This window comes from Sphingopyxis sp. KK2, from assembly GCF_001990265.1.
Classification (GTDB): Bacteria; Pseudomonadota; Alphaproteobacteria; order Sphingomonadales; family Sphingomonadaceae; genus Sphingopyxis.
This window is the reverse complement of sequence record NZ_LYVN01000008.1, coordinates 37,713-58,310: the sequence shown is the minus strand read 5'-3', so window position 1 is coordinate 58,310 and position 20,598 is coordinate 37,713. Positions and strand designations below refer to the sequence as shown.

General features: G+C 66.9%; 21 protein-coding genes. 11 read left to right on the top strand and 10 right to left on the bottom strand.

Annotated features, from left to right (window positions below; all coding sequences use genetic code 11):
- On the top strand, positions 1 to 1,749 hold a 1,749-nt coding region (locus B1A78_RS02600; protein ID WP_077145449.1), incomplete at its 5' end, for a DUF885 family protein.
- Between the two features lie 126 nt (positions 1,750 to 1,875).
- Here B1A78_RS02600 and B1A78_RS02595 read toward each other — a convergent pair.
- The 3 genes from B1A78_RS02595 to B1A78_RS02585 are packed head-to-tail and all read right to left on the bottom strand — an operon-like array spanning position 1,876 to position 4,373.
- Entirely contained in the window at positions 1,876 to 2,232 is a 357-nt protein-coding gene (locus tag B1A78_RS02595) for a hypothetical protein (RefSeq protein ID WP_077145448.1), read from the bottom strand.
- A 37-nt stretch (positions 2,233 to 2,269) separates the two neighbouring features.
- On the bottom strand, positions 2,270 to 2,722 hold the full coding sequence (locus B1A78_RS02590) for a hypothetical protein (protein ID WP_077145447.1): 453 nt from the start codon (positions 2,720 to 2,722) through the stop codon (positions 2,270 to 2,272).
- Between the two features lie 49 nt (positions 2,723 to 2,771).
- Positions 2,772 to 4,373 carry a phosphoenolpyruvate carboxykinase gene (locus tag B1A78_RS02585; RefSeq protein ID WP_077145446.1) on the bottom strand — a complete coding sequence of 534 codons (1,602 nt, stop codon included), beginning with the start codon at positions 4,371 to 4,373 and terminating at the stop codon, positions 2,772 to 2,774.
- A 278-nt stretch (positions 4,374 to 4,651) separates the two neighbouring features.
- On the opposite strand from B1A78_RS02585, the gene B1A78_RS02580 reads away from it, so the two are divergent.
- The 8 genes from B1A78_RS02580 to B1A78_RS02545 all read left to right on the top strand — a co-directional run bounded on the left by B1A78_RS02580 (position 4,652) and on the right by B1A78_RS02545 (position 10,747).
- Positions 4,652 to 5,362, top strand: a complete 711-nt coding sequence (locus tag B1A78_RS02580; RefSeq protein ID WP_077145445.1) for a response regulator transcription factor — start codon at positions 4,652 to 4,654, stop codon at positions 5,360 to 5,362.
- A complete protein-coding gene (locus B1A78_RS02575; protein WP_083733750.1) occupies positions 5,346 to 6,947 on the top strand; it encodes an ATP-binding protein in 1,602 nt (533 codons plus the stop codon). The genes B1A78_RS02580 and B1A78_RS02575 overlap by 17 nt, the downstream gene beginning before the upstream one ends.
- Positions 6,948 to 7,003: 56 nt before the next feature.
- Entirely contained in the window at positions 7,004 to 7,450 is a 447-nt protein-coding gene (locus tag B1A78_RS02570; protein ID WP_077145444.1) for an HPr kinase/phosphorylase, read from the top strand.
- Positions 7,447 to 8,391 carry an RNase adapter RapZ gene (gene rapZ, locus B1A78_RS02565; RefSeq protein ID WP_077145443.1) on the top strand — a complete coding sequence of 315 codons (945 nt, stop codon included), beginning with the start codon at positions 7,447 to 7,449 and terminating at the stop codon, positions 8,389 to 8,391. The genes B1A78_RS02570 and rapZ overlap by 4 nt, the downstream gene beginning before the upstream one ends.
- Before the next feature lie 14 nt (positions 8,392 to 8,405).
- Positions 8,406 to 8,834: a PTS sugar transporter subunit IIA gene (locus tag B1A78_RS02560; protein WP_077145442.1), complete on the top strand. Its 429-nt coding sequence runs from the start codon at positions 8,406 to 8,408 to the stop codon at positions 8,832 to 8,834.
- Positions 8,831 to 9,109: an HPr family phosphocarrier protein gene (locus tag B1A78_RS02555; RefSeq protein ID WP_077145441.1), complete on the top strand. Its 279-nt coding sequence runs from the start codon at positions 8,831 to 8,833 to the stop codon at positions 9,107 to 9,109. Before B1A78_RS02560 ends, B1A78_RS02555 begins: the two co-directional genes overlap by 4 nt.
- A gap of 4 nt (positions 9,110 to 9,113) precedes the next feature.
- Positions 9,114 to 9,944 carry an RNA methyltransferase gene (locus tag B1A78_RS02550; protein WP_077145440.1) on the top strand — a complete coding sequence of 277 codons (831 nt, stop codon included), beginning with the start codon at positions 9,114 to 9,116 and terminating at the stop codon, positions 9,942 to 9,944.
- A gap of 92 nt (positions 9,945 to 10,036) precedes the next feature.
- Positions 10,037 to 10,747: an META domain-containing protein gene (locus tag B1A78_RS02545; protein ID WP_077145439.1), complete on the top strand. Its 711-nt coding sequence runs from the start codon at positions 10,037 to 10,039 to the stop codon at positions 10,745 to 10,747.
- Between the two features lie 192 nt (positions 10,748 to 10,939).
- On the opposite strand, the gene B1A78_RS02540 is transcribed toward B1A78_RS02545, so the two are convergent.
- Genes B1A78_RS02540 through B1A78_RS02515 form a run of 6 tightly spaced genes read right to left on the bottom strand, consistent with a single transcriptional unit; the run spans position 10,940 to position 14,854 of the window.
- Positions 10,940 to 12,292, bottom strand: coding sequence for a DNA recombination protein RmuC (locus B1A78_RS02540; protein WP_077145438.1), 1,353 nt, complete (start codon positions 12,290 to 12,292; stop codon positions 10,940 to 10,942).
- A gap of 33 nt (positions 12,293 to 12,325) precedes the next feature.
- The gene (locus B1A78_RS02535) at positions 12,326 to 12,766 is read right to left on the bottom strand and encodes a hypothetical protein (protein ID WP_077145437.1); all 441 of its coding nucleotides are present in this window, start codon (positions 12,764 to 12,766) and stop codon (positions 12,326 to 12,328) included.
- 11 nt (positions 12,767 to 12,777) lie between these two features.
- The gene (locus tag B1A78_RS02530; RefSeq protein WP_077145436.1) at positions 12,778 to 13,221 is read right to left on the bottom strand and encodes a PH domain-containing protein; all 444 of its coding nucleotides are present in this window, start codon (positions 13,219 to 13,221) and stop codon (positions 12,778 to 12,780) included.
- An 11-nt stretch (positions 13,222 to 13,232) separates the two neighbouring features.
- Positions 13,233 to 13,805: a hypothetical protein gene (locus B1A78_RS02525; RefSeq protein WP_077145435.1), complete on the bottom strand. Its 573-nt coding sequence runs from the start codon at positions 13,803 to 13,805 to the stop codon at positions 13,233 to 13,235.
- Positions 13,802 to 14,290 carry a vgr related protein gene (locus tag B1A78_RS02520; RefSeq protein WP_077145434.1) on the bottom strand — a complete coding sequence of 163 codons (489 nt, stop codon included), beginning with the start codon at positions 14,288 to 14,290 and terminating at the stop codon, positions 13,802 to 13,804. The genes B1A78_RS02525 and B1A78_RS02520 overlap by 4 nt, the downstream gene beginning before the upstream one ends.
- A gap of 6 nt (positions 14,291 to 14,296) precedes the next feature.
- The gene (locus tag B1A78_RS02515; protein WP_077145433.1) at positions 14,297 to 14,854 is read right to left on the bottom strand and encodes a copper chaperone PCu(A)C; all 558 of its coding nucleotides are present in this window, start codon (positions 14,852 to 14,854) and stop codon (positions 14,297 to 14,299) included.
- A gap of 150 nt (positions 14,855 to 15,004) precedes the next feature.
- On the opposite strand from B1A78_RS02515, the gene dnaK reads away from it, so the two are divergent.
- Positions 15,005 to 16,909 carry a molecular chaperone DnaK gene (gene dnaK / locus B1A78_RS02510; protein ID WP_077145432.1) on the top strand — a complete coding sequence of 635 codons (1,905 nt, stop codon included), beginning with the start codon at positions 15,005 to 15,007 and terminating at the stop codon, positions 16,907 to 16,909.
- Between the two features lie 56 nt (positions 16,910 to 16,965).
- On the top strand, positions 16,966 to 18,099 hold the full coding sequence (dnaJ, locus tag B1A78_RS02505; RefSeq protein WP_077145431.1) for a molecular chaperone DnaJ: 1,134 nt from the start codon (positions 16,966 to 16,968) through the stop codon (positions 18,097 to 18,099).
- Between the two features lie 110 nt (positions 18,100 to 18,209).
- Here the strand turns inward: dnaJ and B1A78_RS02500 are convergent, their stop codons facing one another.
- A complete protein-coding gene (locus B1A78_RS02500; protein ID WP_077145430.1) occupies positions 18,210 to 20,522 on the bottom strand; it encodes a patatin-like protein in 2,313 nt (770 codons plus the stop codon).
- Between the last annotated feature and the right edge of the window lie 76 nt (positions 20,523 to 20,598).

Below are 20,598 nucleotides of genomic sequence, written 5' to 3'. Positions count from 1 at the left end.
ATCGTCACCGGGCCGCGCCCCGCCGGCGCCGACGCGCTGCTGTCCTCGGTCGCCGACAATCTGCTCGCGCATTCGCCCGAAGGCGCCACCTCGCTCGGCATCGATACCGGCGCGCGCGCCGCCGAACGCGGCAAGCTCGGCGACCGGTCGGCGGCGGGGGTCAAGGCGCTCGCCGAGACGCTCAAGGCCGACCTCGCGCGCGTGAAGGCATTCGACCGGACTGGACTCGACCACAAGACGCGCACCAGCCTCGCCGTGGTCGAAAGCGCCTATGGCGTCGCGCTCGACGGCTTTGCCCTGCCCTATGGCGACGTCGCCGTCGGCGGGTGGCGCAACACGCCCTATGTCGTGATCCAGAATGTCGGCGCCTATCTCGACGTCCCGAAATTCCTCGACAGCGACCATCCGGTGAAGAGCGCTTCCGACGCCGAAGCCTATCTGTCGCGCCTCAACGCCTTCCCCGGCGTGCTCGACGGCGAGACCGAGCGGCTGAAGGCGGCGGGCGCGCAGGGCATGATCGCCCCCGATTTCCTAATCGACAAGGCGCTGAAGCAGATGGAAGCGAGCCTCGCCGATGCCAAGGCGGGCGGCGGCATGGTCGACAGCCTCGCCACCCGCACCCGCGATGCCAAGATCGCGGGCGACTGGGCAGGCCGCGCGCAGGCGATCGTCACCGGCCCAGTCGCCGCGGCGCTCGAACGCCAGCTCGCCGAGATGAAGGCGCAGCGCCCCAAGGCGACGACGGACGCCGGCATGTGGGCGCGGCCCGGCGGCGACGAATGGTATGCCTGGGGGCTGCGCGCGAGCACGACGACGCGCATGACCCCCGATGAGGTCCATGCGATGGGCCGCGAGGAGCTGGCGGCGCTGCACGGGCAGATGGACCCGATCCTGCGCAAGATCGGCTATACCGACGGTTCGGTCGGCGACCGCATGAACGCGCTCGCCAAGGACCCCAAATATAAATTCCCCGACAATGACGCCGGGCGTGCCGAGATCGTCGCCTATATCCAGACCTGGCTCGGCAAGATCCGCGCCGAACTGCCGCGCGCCTTCCGCACGCTGGTGAAGGGCAATGTCGAGGTGAAACGGCTGCCGCTCGCCGAGGAACCCGGCGCGCCGGCGGCCTATGGCGGCGCGGGATCGATCGACGGGTCGACCCCCGGGCGTTTCTGGATCAACCTGCGCACCACCGAATTGCACAGCAAATATTCGCTGCCCGACCTGACGATGCACGAGGCGATCCCGGGCCATGCCTGGCAGGGCGAATATGCCAACCAGATGCCGTTGATCCGCACGATGCTGGCGTTCAACGCCTATTCGGAAGGATGGGCGCTCTACGCCGAACAGCTCGCCGACGAGCTTGGCCTCTATGACGATTTCGAGGTCGGGCGGCTGGGCTATCTCCAGTCGCTCGCCTTCCGCGCGTGCCGCCTCGTCGTCGACACCGGGCTGCACGCCAAGCGCTGGACGCGCGAGCAGGGGGTCGAATTCTTCGTCAAGGAGAATGGCTCGAACCCGCTCGAGGTCGCGAGCGAGGTCGATCGTTATTGCAGCTGGGCCGGACAGGCGTGCGGGTACAAGGTCGGGCACAGCGAGATCGTCCGCCAGCGCGGCCTTGCGCAGAAGGCGCTCGGCGCGAAATATGACCTCAGGGACTTCAACGATGTCGTGGTCAAGGGCGGCAATGTGCCGCTCGACGTGCTTGCGCAGAATGTCGCCGAATATGTGAAGGGAGCGAAGGGGTAAGCCTTTTCGTCATTGCGAGCGAAGCGGGCCGCGGGCGGCCGTAGGCCAACCAATCCAGAGCGGCCTGAACTACTCTGGATTGCCGCGTCACTTCGTTCCTCGCAATGACGAGGAAGAGAGGTCGCCTTACTTCTTCCCGAACAGCGATCCCGCGATGCCGCCGAGGTCGTTGAGCGGGTTGCCGTCGCCGTCGCGGTCGAGCGCGCCGAGGATACCCGATCCGCCGTCCTGCTGAAGCATCTGCGCAAAGCGGCCCAGCGAGCCTTCGCCGCCGATGTGACCGATGATCTCCTGCAGCTTGTCGAGCGGCAGTCCGGTTGCTGCGGCGGCGCCTTCGGCGGTGTCGCCCTGCATCGGGTGATTTTTGGCGAGCGCGGCGATCGCCGACTCGACATGCTCGGGCGACAGGCCGACCTTGGCCGCGAGATTGGTCACGGTATCATTGCCCGAAATCTGGCCGAGAATATTGTCCAAGATGCTCATGTCATGCGCTCCTTTGGGAAGAACCGGCGCCACGCTATCACGCCGCGGGCAGCGGCGCGAGGTCCGGCGGCACGAATCCGCGCCGCGCAGGCACCGAGAAGAGAAGGTCGCGGCTGTAGAAGCGCAAGGGCCAGTCGCGACCGCCCATCGGCGAGCACAGCAGCGCATTGACGCGCGCCGCCAGCTCCGTCTCCGCGGTCTCCGTCAGGAAAAGCCGCACGCCCGCGACATAGGCGCGGGTGATGCTGTCGTGATAGCCGCCATGGTCGTCGTTCACGCCGCCGACGCTCTCGTTGAAGCGGCTGATGATCGTGGCGATCTCGGCGTCGATATCGATATCGGGGCGCTCGCTGAGCAGCCACAGGCACGCGCCGAGATGCGCCTCGTGCGTCCACGCCTCGCGCGGCAGGGTGCGCGCGAGCAGGCCGGTGCCGATCGCGCGGATGTCTTCGTCGCGCTCGAACAGGCGCGGCTTATAGTCGGTAGTCATTTTTTCCGGTCCTTCCGGGTGAATGAGCACCCGGAAGTTTCCGGGTCAATTATGCCGCGACGGCTGCCTGCGGCGCGGCCTGGCGGACGCCTTCGTCGACATGCTCGGCAAATTGCGCGAAATTGTCGATGAACTGGCCAACGAGCGTTTGCGCGGTGCGGTCATAGGCCGCCTTGTCGGCCCAGGCTTCGCGCGGGTCGAGCAGGCCCGAATCGACGCCCGGCACCGCCACGGGGACCAGGAAGCCGAAGTTCGGGTCCTTGCGGAAGTCGGCGTCGTTGAGGCTGCCGTCGAGCGCGGCGTTGAGCAAGGCACGGGTCGCCTTGATCGGCATGCGCTTGATGCCGTCCATCGTCGCCATGCCGCCGGTCCAGCCGGTGTTGACGAGCCAGCACTGGACGCCGCCCTTGGCGATGCGTTCCTTGAGCAGATTGCCGTAAACCGACGGGTGGCGCGGCATGAAGGGGGCGCCGAAGCAGGTCGAGAAGGTCGCCTCGGGCTCGGTCACGCCGATTTCGGTGCCCGCGACGCGCGCGGTATAGCCCGACAGGAAATGATACATCGCCTGGTCGGGGGTCAGCTTCGCGATCGGGGGCAGCACGCCATAGGCATCGGCGGTGAGCATGATGATGTTGTGCGGGACCGGACCCATATTCTTTTCCGAGGTGTTCGGAATGAAATCGATCGGATAGCTGCCACGGCTATTCTCGGCGAGGCTGGCGTCGTCGAAGTCGAGTTCGCGCGTCTCGGCGTCCATCACGACATTTTCGAGCACCGTGCCGAAGCGCTTGGTGGTCGCGAAAATCTCGGGTTCGGCCTCGGGCGAGAGGCGGATCATCTTGGCATAGCAGCCACCCTCGAAGTTGAAGACCGCGGTGTCCGACCAGCCATGCTCGTCGTCGCCGATCAAGGTGCGCGAGGCATCGGCCGACAGGGTGGTCTTGCCGGTGCCGCTGAGGCCGAAGAAGACCGCGGTGTCGCCGTTCGCGCCGATGTTCGCCGAGCAATGCATCGGCATCACGCCCTTCACGGGAAGCAGATAGTTGAGGATGCCGAAGACCGACTTCTTCATCTCGCCGGCATATTGCGTGCCGCCGATCAGGATCAGCTTTTCGCTGAAATTGACCGCGATCACCGTTTCGGTGCGCGAGCCATGCTTCGCCGGGTCGGCGCGGAAGCTCGGCAGGTCGATGATCGTATATTCGGCCGCGAACGCCGCCAGCTCGGCGTCGGTCGGACGGCAGAGCAGCGTGCGGATGAACTGGCTGTGCCAGGCATATTCGGTGACGACCTGCACCGCGACGCGGTGCTCGGGCTGCGAACCGCCGAACAGCTGCTGGCGATAGAGGCGCGGACGCTCGGCGAGGTGCGCGAGGAAGTCGGCCTTGAGCGCCGCGAAATGGTCGGGGGTCATCGGGACGTTGGTCTTGCCCCACCAGATGGTGTCGCGCGTTTCGTCGTCCTGGACGATGAACTTGTCCTTGGCGCTGCGGCCGGTGTGCTTGCCGGTTTCGACGACGAGCGGACCGTCCTTGGCGAGTCGGCCTTCGCCCTGGCGCACCGCTTCCTCGATCAGCTGCGCCGTGCCCCAGTTTTCGGCCACTTCCGCCACCGCTTTCACGGTCGTCGAACCGATCACCACATCCGTCATTGCCTTGGCCTTTCTCAATCTTTCCGCCCGCCTTTGCATACCTATGCAGCGACTGCCAAGCGAAAGCGCTGGGCCCGCATCATCATGGGTGCCGACGGGACGTCGAATTCCGAAATTGCGGTCGCGTTAGCGAGGTTGGGGGGTGAGGTCAAAAGATTAAAGGGCAGCCCGCCGCGCGATGCGGCAGATGCCGTAAGGGAACCGGTGGCAAGCACGTGATGTTGTGACAAGGGCGCGGATCGGCTAGTTGCCGGGACGCCCGCCCAACTGGAAAGAGCATGACGGCAACCATCGCGCTGGTCGACGACGACCGCAACATCCTGCAATCCCTGTCGATCGCCCTCCAGGCCGAGGGATTCGTCACGCGCGTCTATTCGGACGGCGAGGCGGCGCTGAAGCCGCTGATCGACAATCCGCCCGACCTCGCCGTCTTCGACGTCAAGATGCCGCGGATGGACGGGCTCGAACTGCTGCGACGGCTGCGCGAAAAGAGCCAGCTGCCGGTCATCTTCCTGACCAGCAAGGACGACGAGATCGACGAAGCGCTGGGCCTCGCGATGGGTGCGGACGACTATATCGCCAAGCCTTTCTCGCAGCGACTGGTGATCGCCCGCATCCGCGCCATATTGCGCCGCGTCGAGCTCAACAAAAACGCCCCGGGCGATGCCGACGAACCCGTCGCCGACCCGATCACGCGCGGGCGGCTGACGATGGACCCGGCGCGCCACAAGGTCGAATGGGACGGCAAGGACGTCACGCTGACGGTCACCGAATTCCTGATCCTCGAAACGCTGGCGTCGCGTCCCGGCATCGTGCGCAGCCGCAACCAGCTGATGGACGCGGCCTATCAGGACGATGTCTATATCGACGATCGCACGATCGACAGCCATATCAAGCGGCTGCGGCGCAAGTTCCGCGAGGTCGATCCCGAATTCGACGCCATCGCCACGCTTTACGGGGCGGGATATCGTTTTGCCGACGAAAGCTGACATCGCCGCGCGCGACGCCGAGGACCAGCCGCTCGTCTGGTCGGCGCGCTGGTCGCTGACGACGCGTATCCTCGCGGTCAATATCGTCGCGATCGCGCTGCTCGCGGGCGGCTTCTTCTATCTCGACACCTATCGCAGCCGGCTGGTCGACACGCGCGTCGAGGTGATGAAGGACCAGCTCGCGATGCTCGACGAGGCGCTGGAGGCGGCACGGCCCGACCAGCGCGAGCGGCTGATCGGCGAATTCACCCGCGCGACCGAATCGCGGCTGCGCTTCTACGATGCGGCCGGGCGCAAGCTTTACGACAGTTTCGACCATGGGCCGCCGACCTATACGCTGCGCGATCCCGACCTGCAGCCGTGGAAGCGCGACGCGGCACGCGCGATGGACCGCGGCATCGACTGGATCGTCGGCGCACCCAATTATCCCGATTTCGAGGAGCCATCGGTCGACAGCGGCGCGGCCTGGCCCGAGGTTGCCGAGACGATGCAGAGCGGCGAGGGCGCGGCGCGCTTCCGCTATGCGCCCGAACGCACGCCCTTGCTCACCGCGACGCGCGTCGTCGACCTCGAGATCCGCGAAGTGATGCTGATGACGCTCAACGCGCGCGACATCACGCGCACCGTGCGCGCCGAACGCTTCCGCCTCGCGGTCGTCGTCGCGCTGGTGCTGATGACCTCGGTCCTGCTCTCGCTCTTCCTCGCGCGCACGATCGTCCGCCCCTTGCGCAAGCTCGCGCGCGCCGCGGTGCGCGTCCGCCTCGGCCGCGCGCGCGAGGTCGTCGTCCCGCGCCTGCCGAGCCGCCGCGACGAGATCGGCACGCTCGCACGCGCGCTCAGCGACATGACGCAGGCGCTGCGCGAACGCATCGACGCGGGCGAGCATTTCGCCGCCGACGTGACGCACGAGCTCAAGAATCCGATCGCCTCGGTGCGTTCGGCGATCGAGGGGCTGGGTCGCGTGAAGACCGACGAGCAGCGCGCGCAATTGCTCGCCATCGCCGACGAGGATGTGCGGCGGCTCGACCGGCTGGTCACCGACATCAGCGACGCGAGCCGCATCGACGCGCAATTGTCGCGCACCAATTTCGAGCCGATCGACGTCGGGCTGATGATCGAATCGATGCTCGCCGCACGTGCCGCGCGGGCGGAAGGCAGCAACACGCCGCAACCGCGCATCGCCTTCGCCCGCCCGCGCAAGGGAACGACGCTGGTGATGGGCGACGGCCACCGGCTCGAACGCGTCATCGACAATGTCGTCGACAACGCCATCAGCTTCTCCCCCCCCGGCGGCCTCGTTTGCGTGCGCGCGACGCGGCTGGGCAACGAAGTGCATATCGGCGTCGACGACGACGGCCCGGGAATCGAGCCGGCACAGCGCGAGGCGATTTTCCGCCGCTTCCACAGCGAGCGCCCCGACGGCGAAGCGTTCGGACGCCACAGCGGGCTCGGCCTCGCGATCGCGCGGACGATCGTCGAGGGGCATAGCGGCCATATCGCCGCACGCGACCGCGACGACGGCAGCCCGGGGGCGAGCCTGCTGATCACCCTGCCCGCCGCCGAGACCAACGACCCGGCCGCCTGAACGCCCGCTTCCAATCTCCTTGCAGCCGTGCTGACACGCCGGTAAGCCTGCGGTCCATGTTGCCGCGCCGGACCGCTTCCCCCATCGTCAATATCCACGCGACCTGCGTCGCGGCGGGCAGCCGCGGCATCCTGATCCTCGGCGCGTCGGGTCAGGGCAAGTCCGACCTTGCGCTGCGGCTGATCGATCGCGGCGCGCGGCTGGTCGCCGACGACCGCTGCGACATCTGGCTCGACCGCGGCCGCCTGTGGTGCCGCCCGCCCGCCAACCTGGCGGGCAAGCTCGAAGTGCGCGGCATCGGCATCGTCGAACAGCCGTTCGTGGCGCCGGTGCCGCTGGCGCTCGCGGTGCGCCTGTCCGACCGGCCCGAGCGGATGCCACCACCGAACCAGGTCGAGGTCGTCGCGGGGGCCGAACTGCCCGCAGTGCTGATTTCGGGCTTCGAGGCCTCGGCGCCGATCAAGATTTTCATGGCGCTCGACCGCTTGGGGGTCGGGGCATGACGGGCGCGCGCGACCCGCGGCTGCTGCTCGTCACCGGCCTGTCGGGGGCGGGCAAGTCGACCGTGCTGAAAGTGCTCGAGGACCTCGGCTGGGAGGTCGTCGACAACCTGCCCGTCGCGCTGTTCGACGCGCTGCTCGACGCGCCCGGCGGACAGGGGAACGAAGGCCGGCCGCTCGCGGTCGGGATCGACAGCCGCAGCCGGGGGTTCAAACCCGCGCCGCTGGTCAAGCGGATGAAGCAGCTGCGCGAGGCGGGCGGGCGCGACATCGACACGCTCTTCCTCGACTGCGCGGGCGCCGAACTCGAACGCCGCTTTTCCGAAACGCGCCGCCGCCATCCGATGGCCGAGGACCGCCCCGCCGCCGACGGCATCGCGCGCGAGCGCGAGATGATGGAGCCGCTGCGCCGCTGGGCCGAGCATGTCATCGACACCACCAATTACAGCAGCAACGACCTGCAGCAGGAGGTGCGCCAACGCTTCGGCGACGGCGGCGAGGACGAGCCGGTGCTGAGCGTGCTGAGTTTCGGTTTCGCACGCGGATTGCCGCGCAACGCCGACCTGGTGTTCGACATGCGCTATCTGCGCAATCCGCACTGGGACCCGAAGCTCAAGCCCGGCACCGGGCTCGACCCCGACGTCGCCGCCTATGTCATGGCCGACCCCGCCTATGAGGCGACCGTCGGCCAGATCGAGACGCTGCTGCTCGCGCTGCTCCCGCGCTATCGCGCCGAGGGCAAAAGCTATGTCACCATCGCCTTCGGCTGTACCGGCGGGCGCCACCGGTCGGTCCATGTCGCCGAACGTGTTGCCCGGACGCTACGGTCGGCCGGTCATGCACCGACGGTGACCCACCGCAACCTTGACTCCGCCCCGCAAGATGGGCTTGAGGGCAGGCCCCCGTCCGCACCTCCCGCATCCGGCGGCGGCAAACAAGCATAAGGGTCTCGCACTTCATGGCCACGGACAAAGCATTGCCGCTCCTCGGGATGGTCCTCGTCACCCACGGCCGTCTCGCCGAGGAGATGGTAACCGCGATGGAACATGTCGTCGGCCCGCAACGCGCGATCGCCACCGTGTGCATCGGCCCCAACGACAATATGGAAATGCGCCGCAAGGAAATCGCCGACGCGATCCAGAAGGTCGACGAAGGCCGCGGCGTCATCATGCTGACCGACCTGTTCGGCGGCACCCCGTCGAACCTCGCGATCAGCCTGCTCGAAGCCGGGCGCACCGAGGTGATCGCCGGCGTCAACCTGCCGATGCTGATCCGGCTGGAAAGCGCGCGCAAGACCATGGACATCCGCCCGGCGGTGATCGCCGCAAAAGAGGCGGGCCAGAAATATATCTCCGTCGCATCCGAAATGCTGGGGGTTGGTCCATGAGCGAAAATAGCGAGACGGTCGAGATCACCAACCAGCGCGGGCTGCACGCGCGCGCCAGCGCCAAGTTCGTGACTTTCGTCAGCCGCCTGCCCGAAACCGTGTCGGTCGAGGTCGAAAAGGGTGGCAGCCGCGTCAACGGCACCTCGATCATGGGATTGATGATGCTCGGCGCCGCGAAGGGCGATTCGATCACCATCCACACCAAGGGCGACGGCGCCGACGCCGCGCTGCTCAAGCTCGTGGGGCTGGTCAAGGACAGCTTCGGCGAGGACTGAGGGCATGGCGCCCAACTCGCTGAACAACGCCCGACGTTCACAGATAGAAAGCCTGTCGAATCCGCTGGTAAAGCGGATGCGGCTGCTGCGCGAGAAGCGCCATCGCCGCGCCGAGGGGCTGTTCCTCGCCGAAGGGCTGCGCATCGCGACCGAGGCGCGCGAGGCGGGCATCCTGCCGCTGTGGCTGTTCCTCGGCCCCGAGGGCGCCGCGCATCCGCTGGCGCAGGCGCTGATCGACGCGACGCTGGCGGGCGACGGCGAGGTCATCGACACCACGCCGGCGATCCTGTCGAAGCTGTCGGGCAAGGACAATCCGCAGGCGATCGTCGCGATCTACGCCGAGCCGAAGACCGCACTGGCCGACATCGATCGCGGCACGGCGCCGATCTGGCTTGTCGCCGAGCGGCTGCGCGATCCGGGCAACCTCGGCACGATGCTGCGCACCGGCGACGCGGTTGGCGCGGGTGGGCTGATCCTGCTCGACGAATCGACCGACCCCTATGCGGTCGAGGCGGTGCGCGCGAGCATGGGAGCGATCTTCACGCAGGCGCTGGTGCAGGCGCGGTGGGACGAGTTCCTGCCCTGGCTGCGCAGCGGACCGGGCAAACTGGTCGCGACATGGCTGGGCGACGACACGCAGGATTATCAGGCGGTGCGCTATGCGGCGCCGACCTTCATCCTCATCGGCAATGAATCGCAAGGCATGCCCGAAGCCTATGCCGCCGCCGCCGATGTGCGGGTGAAGATGCCGATGATGGGCAAGGCCGACAGCCTGAACGCCGCGGTCGCGGCGGCGGTGATGGCCTATGAGGTGCTGAACCAGCGGCGAAAATAGCATTCAGTCGCGCGACAGCACGGTGCAACTACACCGCCCCTCCCCCGTTCGTGTCGAGCCGCTCGATGCAAACGGGTTTTGGAGAGACGACCATGTTCAAGCCGCTTGCCATATTGACGCTCGGCGTCGCCCTTGCCGGCTGCGTGCCCGCCGCCGACGCGCCGCAGGCCCCCGGCGCGCCGCTCGCGCCAAGCTATTTCGCGCTCGGCACCGAGCCCGGCTGGACGCTGGAGATCACCCCCGGCATGCTCAATTACGACGGCGACTATGGCGACACCAAGATCGTCGTCGCCAACCCCGGCGCGCGGCCGAGCTTCAATGGCGAACGCTATGTGACGCCGCGGCTCACGGTCGACATCACCCACGGCGAATGCAGCGACGGGATGAGCGATCGCCGCTATCGCGACACGGTGACGCTGACCGCCGAGGGCAAGACGGTGAAGGGCTGCGGCGGCGGCGTGCTGCCGCCCGCCGAGCTGGCAGGGACCAACTGGAGCTTCGTATCGATCGGCGGCGTGCCGGTCGCCGCCGACCGGCCGACCTCGCTGGCGTTCGACGGCGCCAAGCTCAGCGGCAACGCGGGGTGCAACCGCTTTTCGGGCAGCTATGAAAGCAAGGGCGGCACGCTGACCGCCGGGCCGCTGATGGCGACCAAAATGGCATGCCCCGGCGCCGGCATGACGCAGGAAAATGGCTTTTTCGACCTGATGCGCGGACCGGTGAGCCTGAGCTTCCCGAGCGACGGCACGCTGATACTGACCGGCGCCGAGGGGCGGACGGCGATATTGAAGCGGGTGATTTGACCGGCCGCACCATATTGTAAAGTCGTCATTCCCGCGAAGGCGGGAATCCAGCTTTTTCCTTCTTTGCGCCTTTGTGTGATTCAAAATAATCTCACGCAAAGAACGCAAAGGGTCTTGGGATCAACCATCGGAACCGACCAGAGGGTCGGAAAGAGCTGGATTCCCGCCTTCGCGGGAATGACGGGGCGCGGATTATTCGCCGTCGTTGACCGCCGCCGGGGCGCTCGCCAGCTTGGCGAGCGGACGCGCGGTCTGTTCGGTCGCAGCCAGCACCGGAATCTCCTTGTCGCCGGTCTCGATATCGAGCGCCTCGAAGCGGCGCGCCTGCGTTAGCACCTGCGATTCGAAGCTGCCGACGAAGCTGTTGTAGGCGCCCGTCGCCTGGTCGAGATTCTTGCCGACGCGCGCGATATGCGCGCCCATCACCGACATACGCGCATAAAGCTCCTTGCCCAGCGCCGCGATCTCGCGCGCCTGGTTGGCGAGCTTTTCCTGCCGCCACACCGCCGCGACGGTGCGCGCGATCGCGATGAGGTTGGTCGGGGTCGCGAGCAGCACCTTGCGCTCGAACGCATAGTCCCACAGCACCGGGTCCTGATCGAGCGCGGCGGCGAGGAAATGTTCGCCGGGAACGAACATCACGACGAAATCGGGGGTGTCGTCGAACTGGTTCCAATAGGATTTGGCGCCGAGCGTGTTGACATGCGCCTTCATCGCGGCGGCGTGCGCGGCGAGATGAAGCGCCTTTTCGCCCTCGTCGACCGCGCCGAACGCGTCCTGATAGGCGTTGAGCGAGACCTTGGCGTCGATGACGAGATTCTGCCCGCCGGGGACGCGCACGACGACATCGGGGCGCAGCCGCCCGCCGTCGCCGTCGGTGACGCTGACCTCGGTCTGGAAATCGGCATGTTCGCTGAGGCCGCAGCTTTCGAGCACGTTGCGGAGCTGCTGTTCGCCCCAGCGGCCCCGCGCCTTGGGCGCGTTGCGCAGCGCGTTGACGAGCTTCGCGGCCTCGCTCGACACGCGTTCGGTGCCCGCGCGCATCGATTCGATCTGGCCGTGCAGCAGCCCGAAGGCGTCGCGGCGCTCGGCCTCGACCTTACCGACGGCGTCCTCATATTTCTGCAATCGTTCGTGCACCGGATTGAGCAGCGCCTTCAGATTCAGCCCCGCGCTCTCCTCGCTCTGGCGAAAGCGCGCGTCGGCGCGTTCGAGAAAAGCCTTTTGCGCGTCACCCAGCATCGCCTGCCCGACCTCGCGGAACTGCGCGGTGAGCGATGCCTGCGCGTCGCGGAGCTGCGCGATCTGCGCGTCGTGCGCGCGGTCGCGCTCGCCCTGCGCCGCGAGCATCGCGGCAAGCTGGCGATCGGCGGCGGCGCGCAATTCCGCCTCTTTCGCAAGGTCGGTGACCGCGGTCTTGAAGCGCTCCGACAGCCCGTCGCGCTCGGCCTTGAGCGCCCCCGCCTGCCGCCCGGCGAACAGCCAGCCGATCAGCCCCCCGAGGACGAGGGCAACGAGAAGAGCGAGCAGCGAGGCGATATCCATGAGCGGAACATAGATCGAACAACGCCCTTTTGGCTAGGGGCTTCCGCCCTGCCCCAGCGCTTTCTTGTCGAACGGGTTGGTCACCGAAGAGAGGATGCGGTCGACCATGTTTGCGAGCGCCGCCGTCCGCTCGGCCGTCGGCGTATCGGGAAGATCGTTGGGCGGGGTCACGCAATGCGTCGCGACCAGGGTTTCGTCGCGGCCGTCGCCGTCGGGCGTCATCTGGGTAAAGCAATTATATTTGGAATGCCCCTCGATATGGATGGTCCAGACGATCATCTCCGCGTCGAGCAATTCCGTTTCCACCTGCCAGCCGGGCATGCCTTCAAGGCTGCCCGGCGCATAGTTGCGATGGAGCAGATGGTCGCGCAGTTCGCCGATCGGCATCGGATAGCTTTTCTCGATGCGCGTGGCGCCCGATCCGCACGCCGCCAGCACGGCAACGAACAGCAGGGGCGCGAGGCGGAGGATCATCGGCGTACCGGTCAGAGCAGGTCGCTCGCGACATCGAGTTCGCGCACGCGGCGCTTCTGGCGCGCGGCGTCCACCAGCCGGCGCAGTTCCTCGCGGCGTTCGGCGGCGCGCTCGATATGCGGAATCACCAGCGGCCCGTCGCGCGTCGTCTCGTCGGACGAATCGACGCCGAGCGTGCCGATGCCCGCCCATTGGTTCACGAGGGTGAAATCCATGCGGACGTCCTTGACGCGATAGAGTTCGATCTCGTCGATGCTTTTCACGAAGATGCCCTTGCGCAGGATCAGCCGATCCTCGGTCAATTCATAGGTTACGTCGAGATTGCGGATCCAGACCGCGAGGATGATCAGGAAGCCCACCCCAACGAGGCAGAGCAGCAGGGTCAGCCAGCCGAGCAGCGTGCCGCGCAGCCAGCCCCAGGTCGAGGAGCGAAAGCGGTCGAGGACTTCGGGCATGGCACTCTCCTTTACACCAGATAGACGATGACATAGCGCGCGACGAGCAGCGACAGGATCGCGATGCTCGCCCGGACGCTCTTGACCCACATCGCGGCGACCATCAGCGCGATCAGGACAAGCGTCGTGCCCCATATCCGCGGATCGGCGAACATCGCCGCGAGCGCGGGATGCGCAAGATAGACGGCGAGCTGCGCCACCAGCAGGACGAGAAGCAGCCCCAGCACGACGCGCCGGACGCGGAAATAATGGGTGTCGAGATTGGCGAAGCCCTCGGGCTGCGACGGGAAGACGAGCCGCGCGGCCAGGAAATAGAGGCTGGCAAAGGCCGCGACCGCCATCAAGGTGCGGCCCGACACCGCAATGTCCTGCCGCAGCGTCCACGCCGCCTGCCAGAAGGAGAGCAGGTCGAGCATCACGAACACCGCGAGCAACGGTGTCAGCCAGCCGATCGCGAATTTGGCGCGGCTCTCCTCGGCTGCGAAGCGCGTTTCGAGCGCGCGCCCGAGCCCGCTCAAAAGCTCGACCATCGAAAGGCCGAGCAGCAGGCTGTAGAGCGCAAAGACGAATTCGAAATCGCTCATGCGGCTTTTTTCCATTCGGCGGGCAGGATGGTGCGATAGGCCTCGATCCCCGGCGCGCCGCCGATCGTCATGCCCTCGCTGAGCATCCAGTAATGGCGCACGATCTCGGCCTGCTGTTCGAGCCCGTAGCGGTGGAGCGGCCAGCCGGGTTTGAGGCTGTAGTCATAGGTCGCAAAGGGATGGCGCATGAAGACGAGGTACCAGCGGCCGCGTTGCTGCGCCTGCCAGACATGCGTCATTTCGTGGATGAACAGCCCCTTGGCGCGCATTGCGTCCTTCGCGGGGCACGAAAAATCGTCGCAATAGACGTCGCCGCGCGGGTGGAAATGGAGATGCCCCATCGGCGCCATCACGACCTGGCGCGGCTGGAAGAAGATCCATTTGCGGTGGCGGATGCGCACCGCGTCATAGTCGATCGCGTCGCCGAACACGCTCCGCGCGAGCGCGATCTCTCCCCCGGTCAGCCGGCGCCCCCCGCGCTCCACGGACGCTTATTTCTTCGCCGCGTCCGCCGCCGGGGCAGCCTTGCCGGCGGCCTCGGCGCCATGGTCCATCGCGCCATGATCCATCGCGGCGCCGTCGGCAGCCGCAGCGGTCGAGGCGTTCTTGATCGGCAGGTCGACGACGATCCGGTCGTTGTTGGTGAACATGAAGACGAGCGACAATTTGCCCTCGCGCACCGCGGCGGGATTGACCCCCCAGATCATCAGATGCTTGCCGCCCTGCTTGAATTCGAGCCTGCCGCGCGCCGGCACCGCGGCGCGTTCGATCGGCTTCATCGTCATCATGCCGCCTTCCTTCACGCTCTCGTGCATCTCGATGCGCTGCGCGAGGTCGGCCGACACCGCGACGAGATCGACCGGCGCGTCGCCGCCCTTGACGGTGAAATAGCCGACCGCCGGGCGGTCGGGGGTCGCACCCATACGGACCTCGCCGCCCGAAATATGGAGCACCGGCCCCTTGCCCAGATTTTCCTCGCAACCCGCCAGCGTGAGCGCGGTGGCGGCGAGCGTGGCGCCAAGGAAGAGGCGGCGGGCAAAGCGGTTCATGCGGATACTCCGTAACAGGGGGAATTTCCTGTCCCAGATAAGCCGAATGAGTCCTTGTGCCAAGGATTAGCGCACCTATATCGCGGCCAGAAACCTGTTCAGGCGTGCCTCTTCAGGGCGCCAATGAGACTATGAAGGACGTGTAAGACTATGGCCAAAGTGATCGGGATCGACCTCGGCACCACCAACAGCTGCGTGGCGGTGATGGAAGCCGGCAAGCCCAAGGTTATCGAAAATGTCGAAGGCACGCGCACGACGCCGTCGATCGTCGCCTTCGCCAAGGACGGCGAGCGGCTGATCGGCCAGCCCGCTAAGCGCCAGGCGGTGACCAATCCCGAAAACACCATCTATGCGGTGAAGCGCCTGATCGGCCGCCGCTTCGACGATCCGATGACCAAGAAGGACATGGAACTCGTTCCCTATGCCATTGCCAAGGGCCCGACCGGCGACGCGTGGGTCAAGGCCGGCGGCGAGGATTATTCGCCGTCGCAGATCAGCGCGTTCATCCTCCAGAAGATGAAGGAAACCGCCGAGGCCTATCTGGGCGAAAAGGTCGAGCAGGCGGTCATCACCGTCCCCGCCTACTTCAACGACGCCCAGCGCCAGGCGACCAAGGATGCCGGCAAGATCGCCGGCCTCGAAGTGCTGCGCATCATCAACGAGCCGACCGCGGCCGCGCTCGCTTACGGCCTCGACAAGTCGGAGAACAAGACGATCGCGGTCTATGACCTTGGCGGCGGCACCTTCGACATCTCGATCCTCGAGGTTGGCGACGGCGTGTTCGAGGTGAAATCGACCAACGGCGACACCTTCCTCGGCGGTGAAGATTTCGACAGCAAGGTCGTCGAATTCCTCGCCGATACCTTCAAGAAGGACGAAGGCATCGACCTGCGCGGCGACAAGCTCGCGCTCCAGCGCCTGAAGGAAGCCGCCGAAAAGGCGAAGATCGAACTGTCGTCGGCCGCGACGACCGAGGTCAACCTGCCCTTCATCACCGCCGATGCGAGCGGTCCGAAGCACCTCGTCAAGACGATCACCCGCGCCGACCTCGAAAAGCTGGTCGAAGACCTCGTCAAGCGCACACTCGAGCCGTGCCGCAAGGCGATCAAGGACGCCGGCGTCGATCCCAAGGAAATCGATGAAATCGTGCTCGTCGGCGGCATGACCCGCATGCCGCGCGTGCGCGAAGTCGTGAAGGATTTCTTCGGCAAGGAACCGCACACCGGCGTGAACCCCGACGAGGTCGTCGCGATCGGCGCCGCGATCCAGGCGGGCGTGCTGCAGGGCGACGTCAAGGACGTGCTGCTGCTCGACGTCACTCCGCTAAGCCTCGGCATCGAGACGCTGGGCGGCGTGTTCACGCGCATGATCGACCGCAACACCACCATCCCGACGAAAAAGTCGCAGGTCTATTCGACCGCCGACGACAACCAGTCGGCGGTGACGATCCGCGTGTTCCAGGGCGAGCGCGAAATGGCCGCCGACAATAAGGCGCTCGGTCAGTTCGACCTCGTCGGCATCCCGCCGGCGCCGCGCGGCGTGCCGCAGATCGAAGTGACCTTCGACATCGATGCCAACGGCATCGTGTCGGTCCACGCGAAGGACAAGGGCACCGGCAAGGAACAGCAGATCAAGATCCAGGCCAGTGGCGGGCTCAGCGACGCCGACATCGACCAGATGGTCAAGGACGCCGAGCAGTTCGCCGAAGAGGACAAGAAGCGCCGCGAGGCGGCCGAGGCGAAGAACAACGCCGAAAGCCTGATCCACTCGACCGAAAGCCAGCTGCGCGAGCATGGCGACAAGGTCGACGCGAGCCTGAAGGCCGAAATCGAAGCCGCAGTCGCCGAAGCCAAGACTGCGGTCGAAGGCGGCGACGCCACCGCGATGACCGAGAAGTCGGCGGCGCTGGCGCAGGTCGCGATGAAGCTCGGCCAGGCGATCTACGAGCAGGAGCAGCAGGCCGCGGCGTCCCCCAGCGCCGATGCCGAAGCTCCGAAGGCCGACGAAGATGTCGTCGACGCCGAATTCTCGGAAGTCGAAGACGACAAGAAGTAAGAAACTCTCCCCGCCGCGCCCCGAAAGCGCGGCGGGGCTGAGGGGGCATGATATTTATGTCGCTCGACATCGATTATTACGAACTGCTCGAAGTCGAGCGGACCGCCGACGACGCCACGCTGAAGGCAAGCTATCGCAAGCTCGCGATGAAATACCACCCCGACAAGAATCCGGGGTGCGACGACAGCGAGGCGCGTTTCAAGGCGATCAGCGAAGCCTATGACTGCCTGAAGGACCCGCAGAAGCGCGCCGCCTATGACCGTTTCGGCAAGGAAGGCGTGCGCGGCGCGGGCGGCTTTGGCGGCGCAGGCGGCAATGCCGATTTCGGCGACATCGGCGATATTTTCGAATCGATCTTCGGTTCGGCCTTCGGCGGTGGCGGGCGCCAGCAGCGCGGCCCGGCGCGCGGCGCCGACCTGCGGTACGACATGGAAATCCGGCTCGAGGACGCCTTCACCGGTATCAGCCGCGAAATCCAGGTCGATGTCGCGGCGCGCTGCGACAGCTGCGACGGATCGGGCGCCAAGCCCGGCACGCAGACGAGCCGCTGTACCACCTGCGCCGGCCACGGCAAGGTGCGCGCGCAGCAGGGCTTTTTCATGGTCGAGCGCACCTGCCCCAATTGCCAGGGCGCGGGCGAGGTCATCGCCGACCCCTGCAACAGCTGCCATGGCGAGGGCCGCGTCGACCGGCGCAAGACGCTGACCGTCAACATCCCCGCCGGGGTCGACGAAGGCACGCGCATCCGCCTGTCGGGCGAGGGCGAAAGCGGCGCGCGCGGCGCGGCGCCGGGCGACCTCTACATCTTCCTGCACATGGCGCGGCACAAGGTGTTCGAGCGCGAGGGGACGACGTTGTTCACCCGCGCGCCGATCAGCTTCACCACCGCGGCGCTCGGCGGCGAGATCAGCATCCCGGGGCTCGACGGCGCCAAGCACGACATCCGCATCCCGGCGGGCATCCAGTCGGGCAAGCAGCTGCGCCAGCGCGGCGCGGGCATGCCGGTGCTCAACGGACGCGGCCACGGCGACCTCGTCGTCCAGATCGACGTCGAGACGCCGACCAAGCTCACCGCGCGGCAGAAGGAATTGCTCGCCGAGTTCCGCGAGACCGAGACCGGCGAGGAATGCCCCGCGAGCCAGGGCTTCTTTTCGAAGATCAAGGATATGTGGGACGATCTGACCGATTGATCGCTTGCAACGCCTTTTCCTTTTTCCGTCACCCCCGCGAAGGCGGGGGTCCAGCTTATTCAGCGTCATAGCAAGCTGGATCCCCGCCTTCGCGGGGATGACGAAGACAATTAGCCGATCTCGTCCCTGAGTTCCGCGATCAGCGCCGCCACCTTCGGCAATCGCGCCTCCTCTTCGTCGAGGATCGCGTGGAAGGCGCGGCGCTTGATCGCCTTCAGCGCATCCGCCGGCAGTGCCGTATCGCCCGCCACGCTGCTCGCCACGATGTCGATCAGCCGGTCGGCGCCGTGGAGCCGCCCCCACAGATAGTCATTCTCGCGGTAGGCGCGGCTGAAGAAGGCGCCGAAGCTGTTGAACTCGATGCCCTTGAGCATCGCCGCCGCACCGCCGCTACGGATCGCGGTCGCGTCGGAGGGCGAGATGCGGTCGATCTTGATCGGATCGAATTCGTCGAACCCCTCGCCCTGCAGCAGCGGCAGCGTCGCGATGTCGTAAAAGGGATAGCCGAGATAGGCGAGCAGCAGCGCGCGCCGGTCATCCTTCGGCAGCGCGCCGAGCCCCTCTGCAATCAGCGCGTCGGCATCGGCGTCGGCGCCGATGAGGTCGCGGCGCGCGGCGATGGCGTCGATCCATTGCCCGGCATCGGCGTCGGCGGGCAGGTCGAGGTCGGCGAACCAGCTGTCGCCCTCGCGCTCGAGATAGACGCCGAGCGCCTGGTAGATGGTGTCGCGCATCGCGTCGCACGCAGGGTCGCGCGCGTCGCGCTGCGCCTCGACGACGCGGTCGAGTTCGCGCGCGAGGAAGCGCAGGCGGCGAACGCGGAAGCCGAGGTCGTGGGTGCGAAAGAAGGTCACCGCGTCGCCGCTCGCCCCCGCACCGCGCTTGCCCGAGATGCGGTCGAGCCCGCGCGCGCGCACCTCGTCCCAGAGTTGCTGGCGGCGGATCGAACGGTGGATATCGCCCTCGGGCGGGGCAAGGCGGTCGACGATCCCGACCAGTTCCTCGACCATCGCCGACAGCTTGAGATGGCCATAGGGCGAGAAAGCGAAACCCGCGCGCTCGGCCGCCTGATCCTGCGCCTTAGCGCGCCATTTCTGAAGCCGCGCGGTCGTCGGCGTGTCGAGGAAGAAGGTCGTGCCGAACAGCGCCGCGACCTGTTCTTCGACCTCGACCTTCATCGCATCGACGATGCGTTGCATCCGGCGGATGCGCCGCGACATGCCCTCGATCGCCTCGACATTGTCGCGGATCGGCTGCTCGCGCGGGATTTCGGACATCGCGCCGAGGATCGTCGGCAGGAAGCCGGGCAGGCGCGGCGTATCACCCTCCGCCAACTCGCCGGGCTTGCCGAAGCTGATCGAGCGATAATCGGGTTTGGGATCGATGTAGATGAAGCGGCGGTCGACCTCGCGCCGCGCAGGGCGCTGCTTGAGCGCGGCGATCGCGGGGCGGAAGGGCGCGTTGGCGAGCACCGAACCGTCGATCAGCACGCGGTCGGCGGGGTCGCTTTCGCCGCCGGCGGGAAGCTGGGTGCGGATGAAAGTCTCGCGGCCGGGCCAGGCGATGCCGCGCTTTTCGAGCACGCGGTCGAGTTCGCGCAGCGTGAAGGGCGGGAAGGCGCCGGGAAAGCTCGCGGTCGCGCGCGCTGCGGCGGCGAGGCCAGGCATGTCGTCGAGCGTCTTTCCGGCGCGGCTGTCCTCGCGAAACCGCAGGATCAGCCGATGCTCGTCCTCGGTCACCCGCGCCGGGCTGTTGAGCGACAGCGAGACGCGGTGGCCCGCAAAATCGGTGACCGACACGAACAGGTCGACCGGCTGTCCCGTCGGCACCAGCACCGGCCCGCGCGGCCCCCGGTCCATCGCGTCGAAGGCGTCGAGCAGCAGGTTGGAGAAAGTTTCGCCGCCGAAGGGCGGTTCGAACCAGCGCGCGCGCACGAAGCGCGACAGCTTCGCGCGCACCTCGTCCTGCGCGCCCTCGCCCACCGTGCGGTCGATGACGTTGCCGCGCTTCTTCATCATCCAGCCGGCGATCGGCACCGCCCAGAATTTGGTCGCCGCCGACAAGGGCCGCGCATCGGGGTCGATCAGATGGTCGACATCGGCATCGTCGAGCCACAGGTCGGTGAGCGGGTCGAGCGACTGGCCCGTCGCGAGCGCGCGCGCGAGGAAGATGCCGTTGATGCCGCCCGCACTCGCCCCCGCGACGATATCGGCCAGCACGCGCAGCCGGACGTTGCTGCGCTCCGAAATGGCGAGGAGCAGGTCGCGATAGACCGTCCCGACCCCACTGAGCGCGCCGCCGTCGTGAAAGGCGCGCGACGCGGCGGCGAGCCGCCACACCTCCTTGGTGATGCCGTGCATATAGACGGCAAGGCTGATGCCGCCGTAGCAAATCAGGGCGAACCGCAATTCCTTCTCGCGCATGCGCTGGTGATAGCGCGCTTTTCGGGGTGTGGCGAATATTCAACAGCCTCCAGAGAACGCGCCGCCTGTCGGTCTC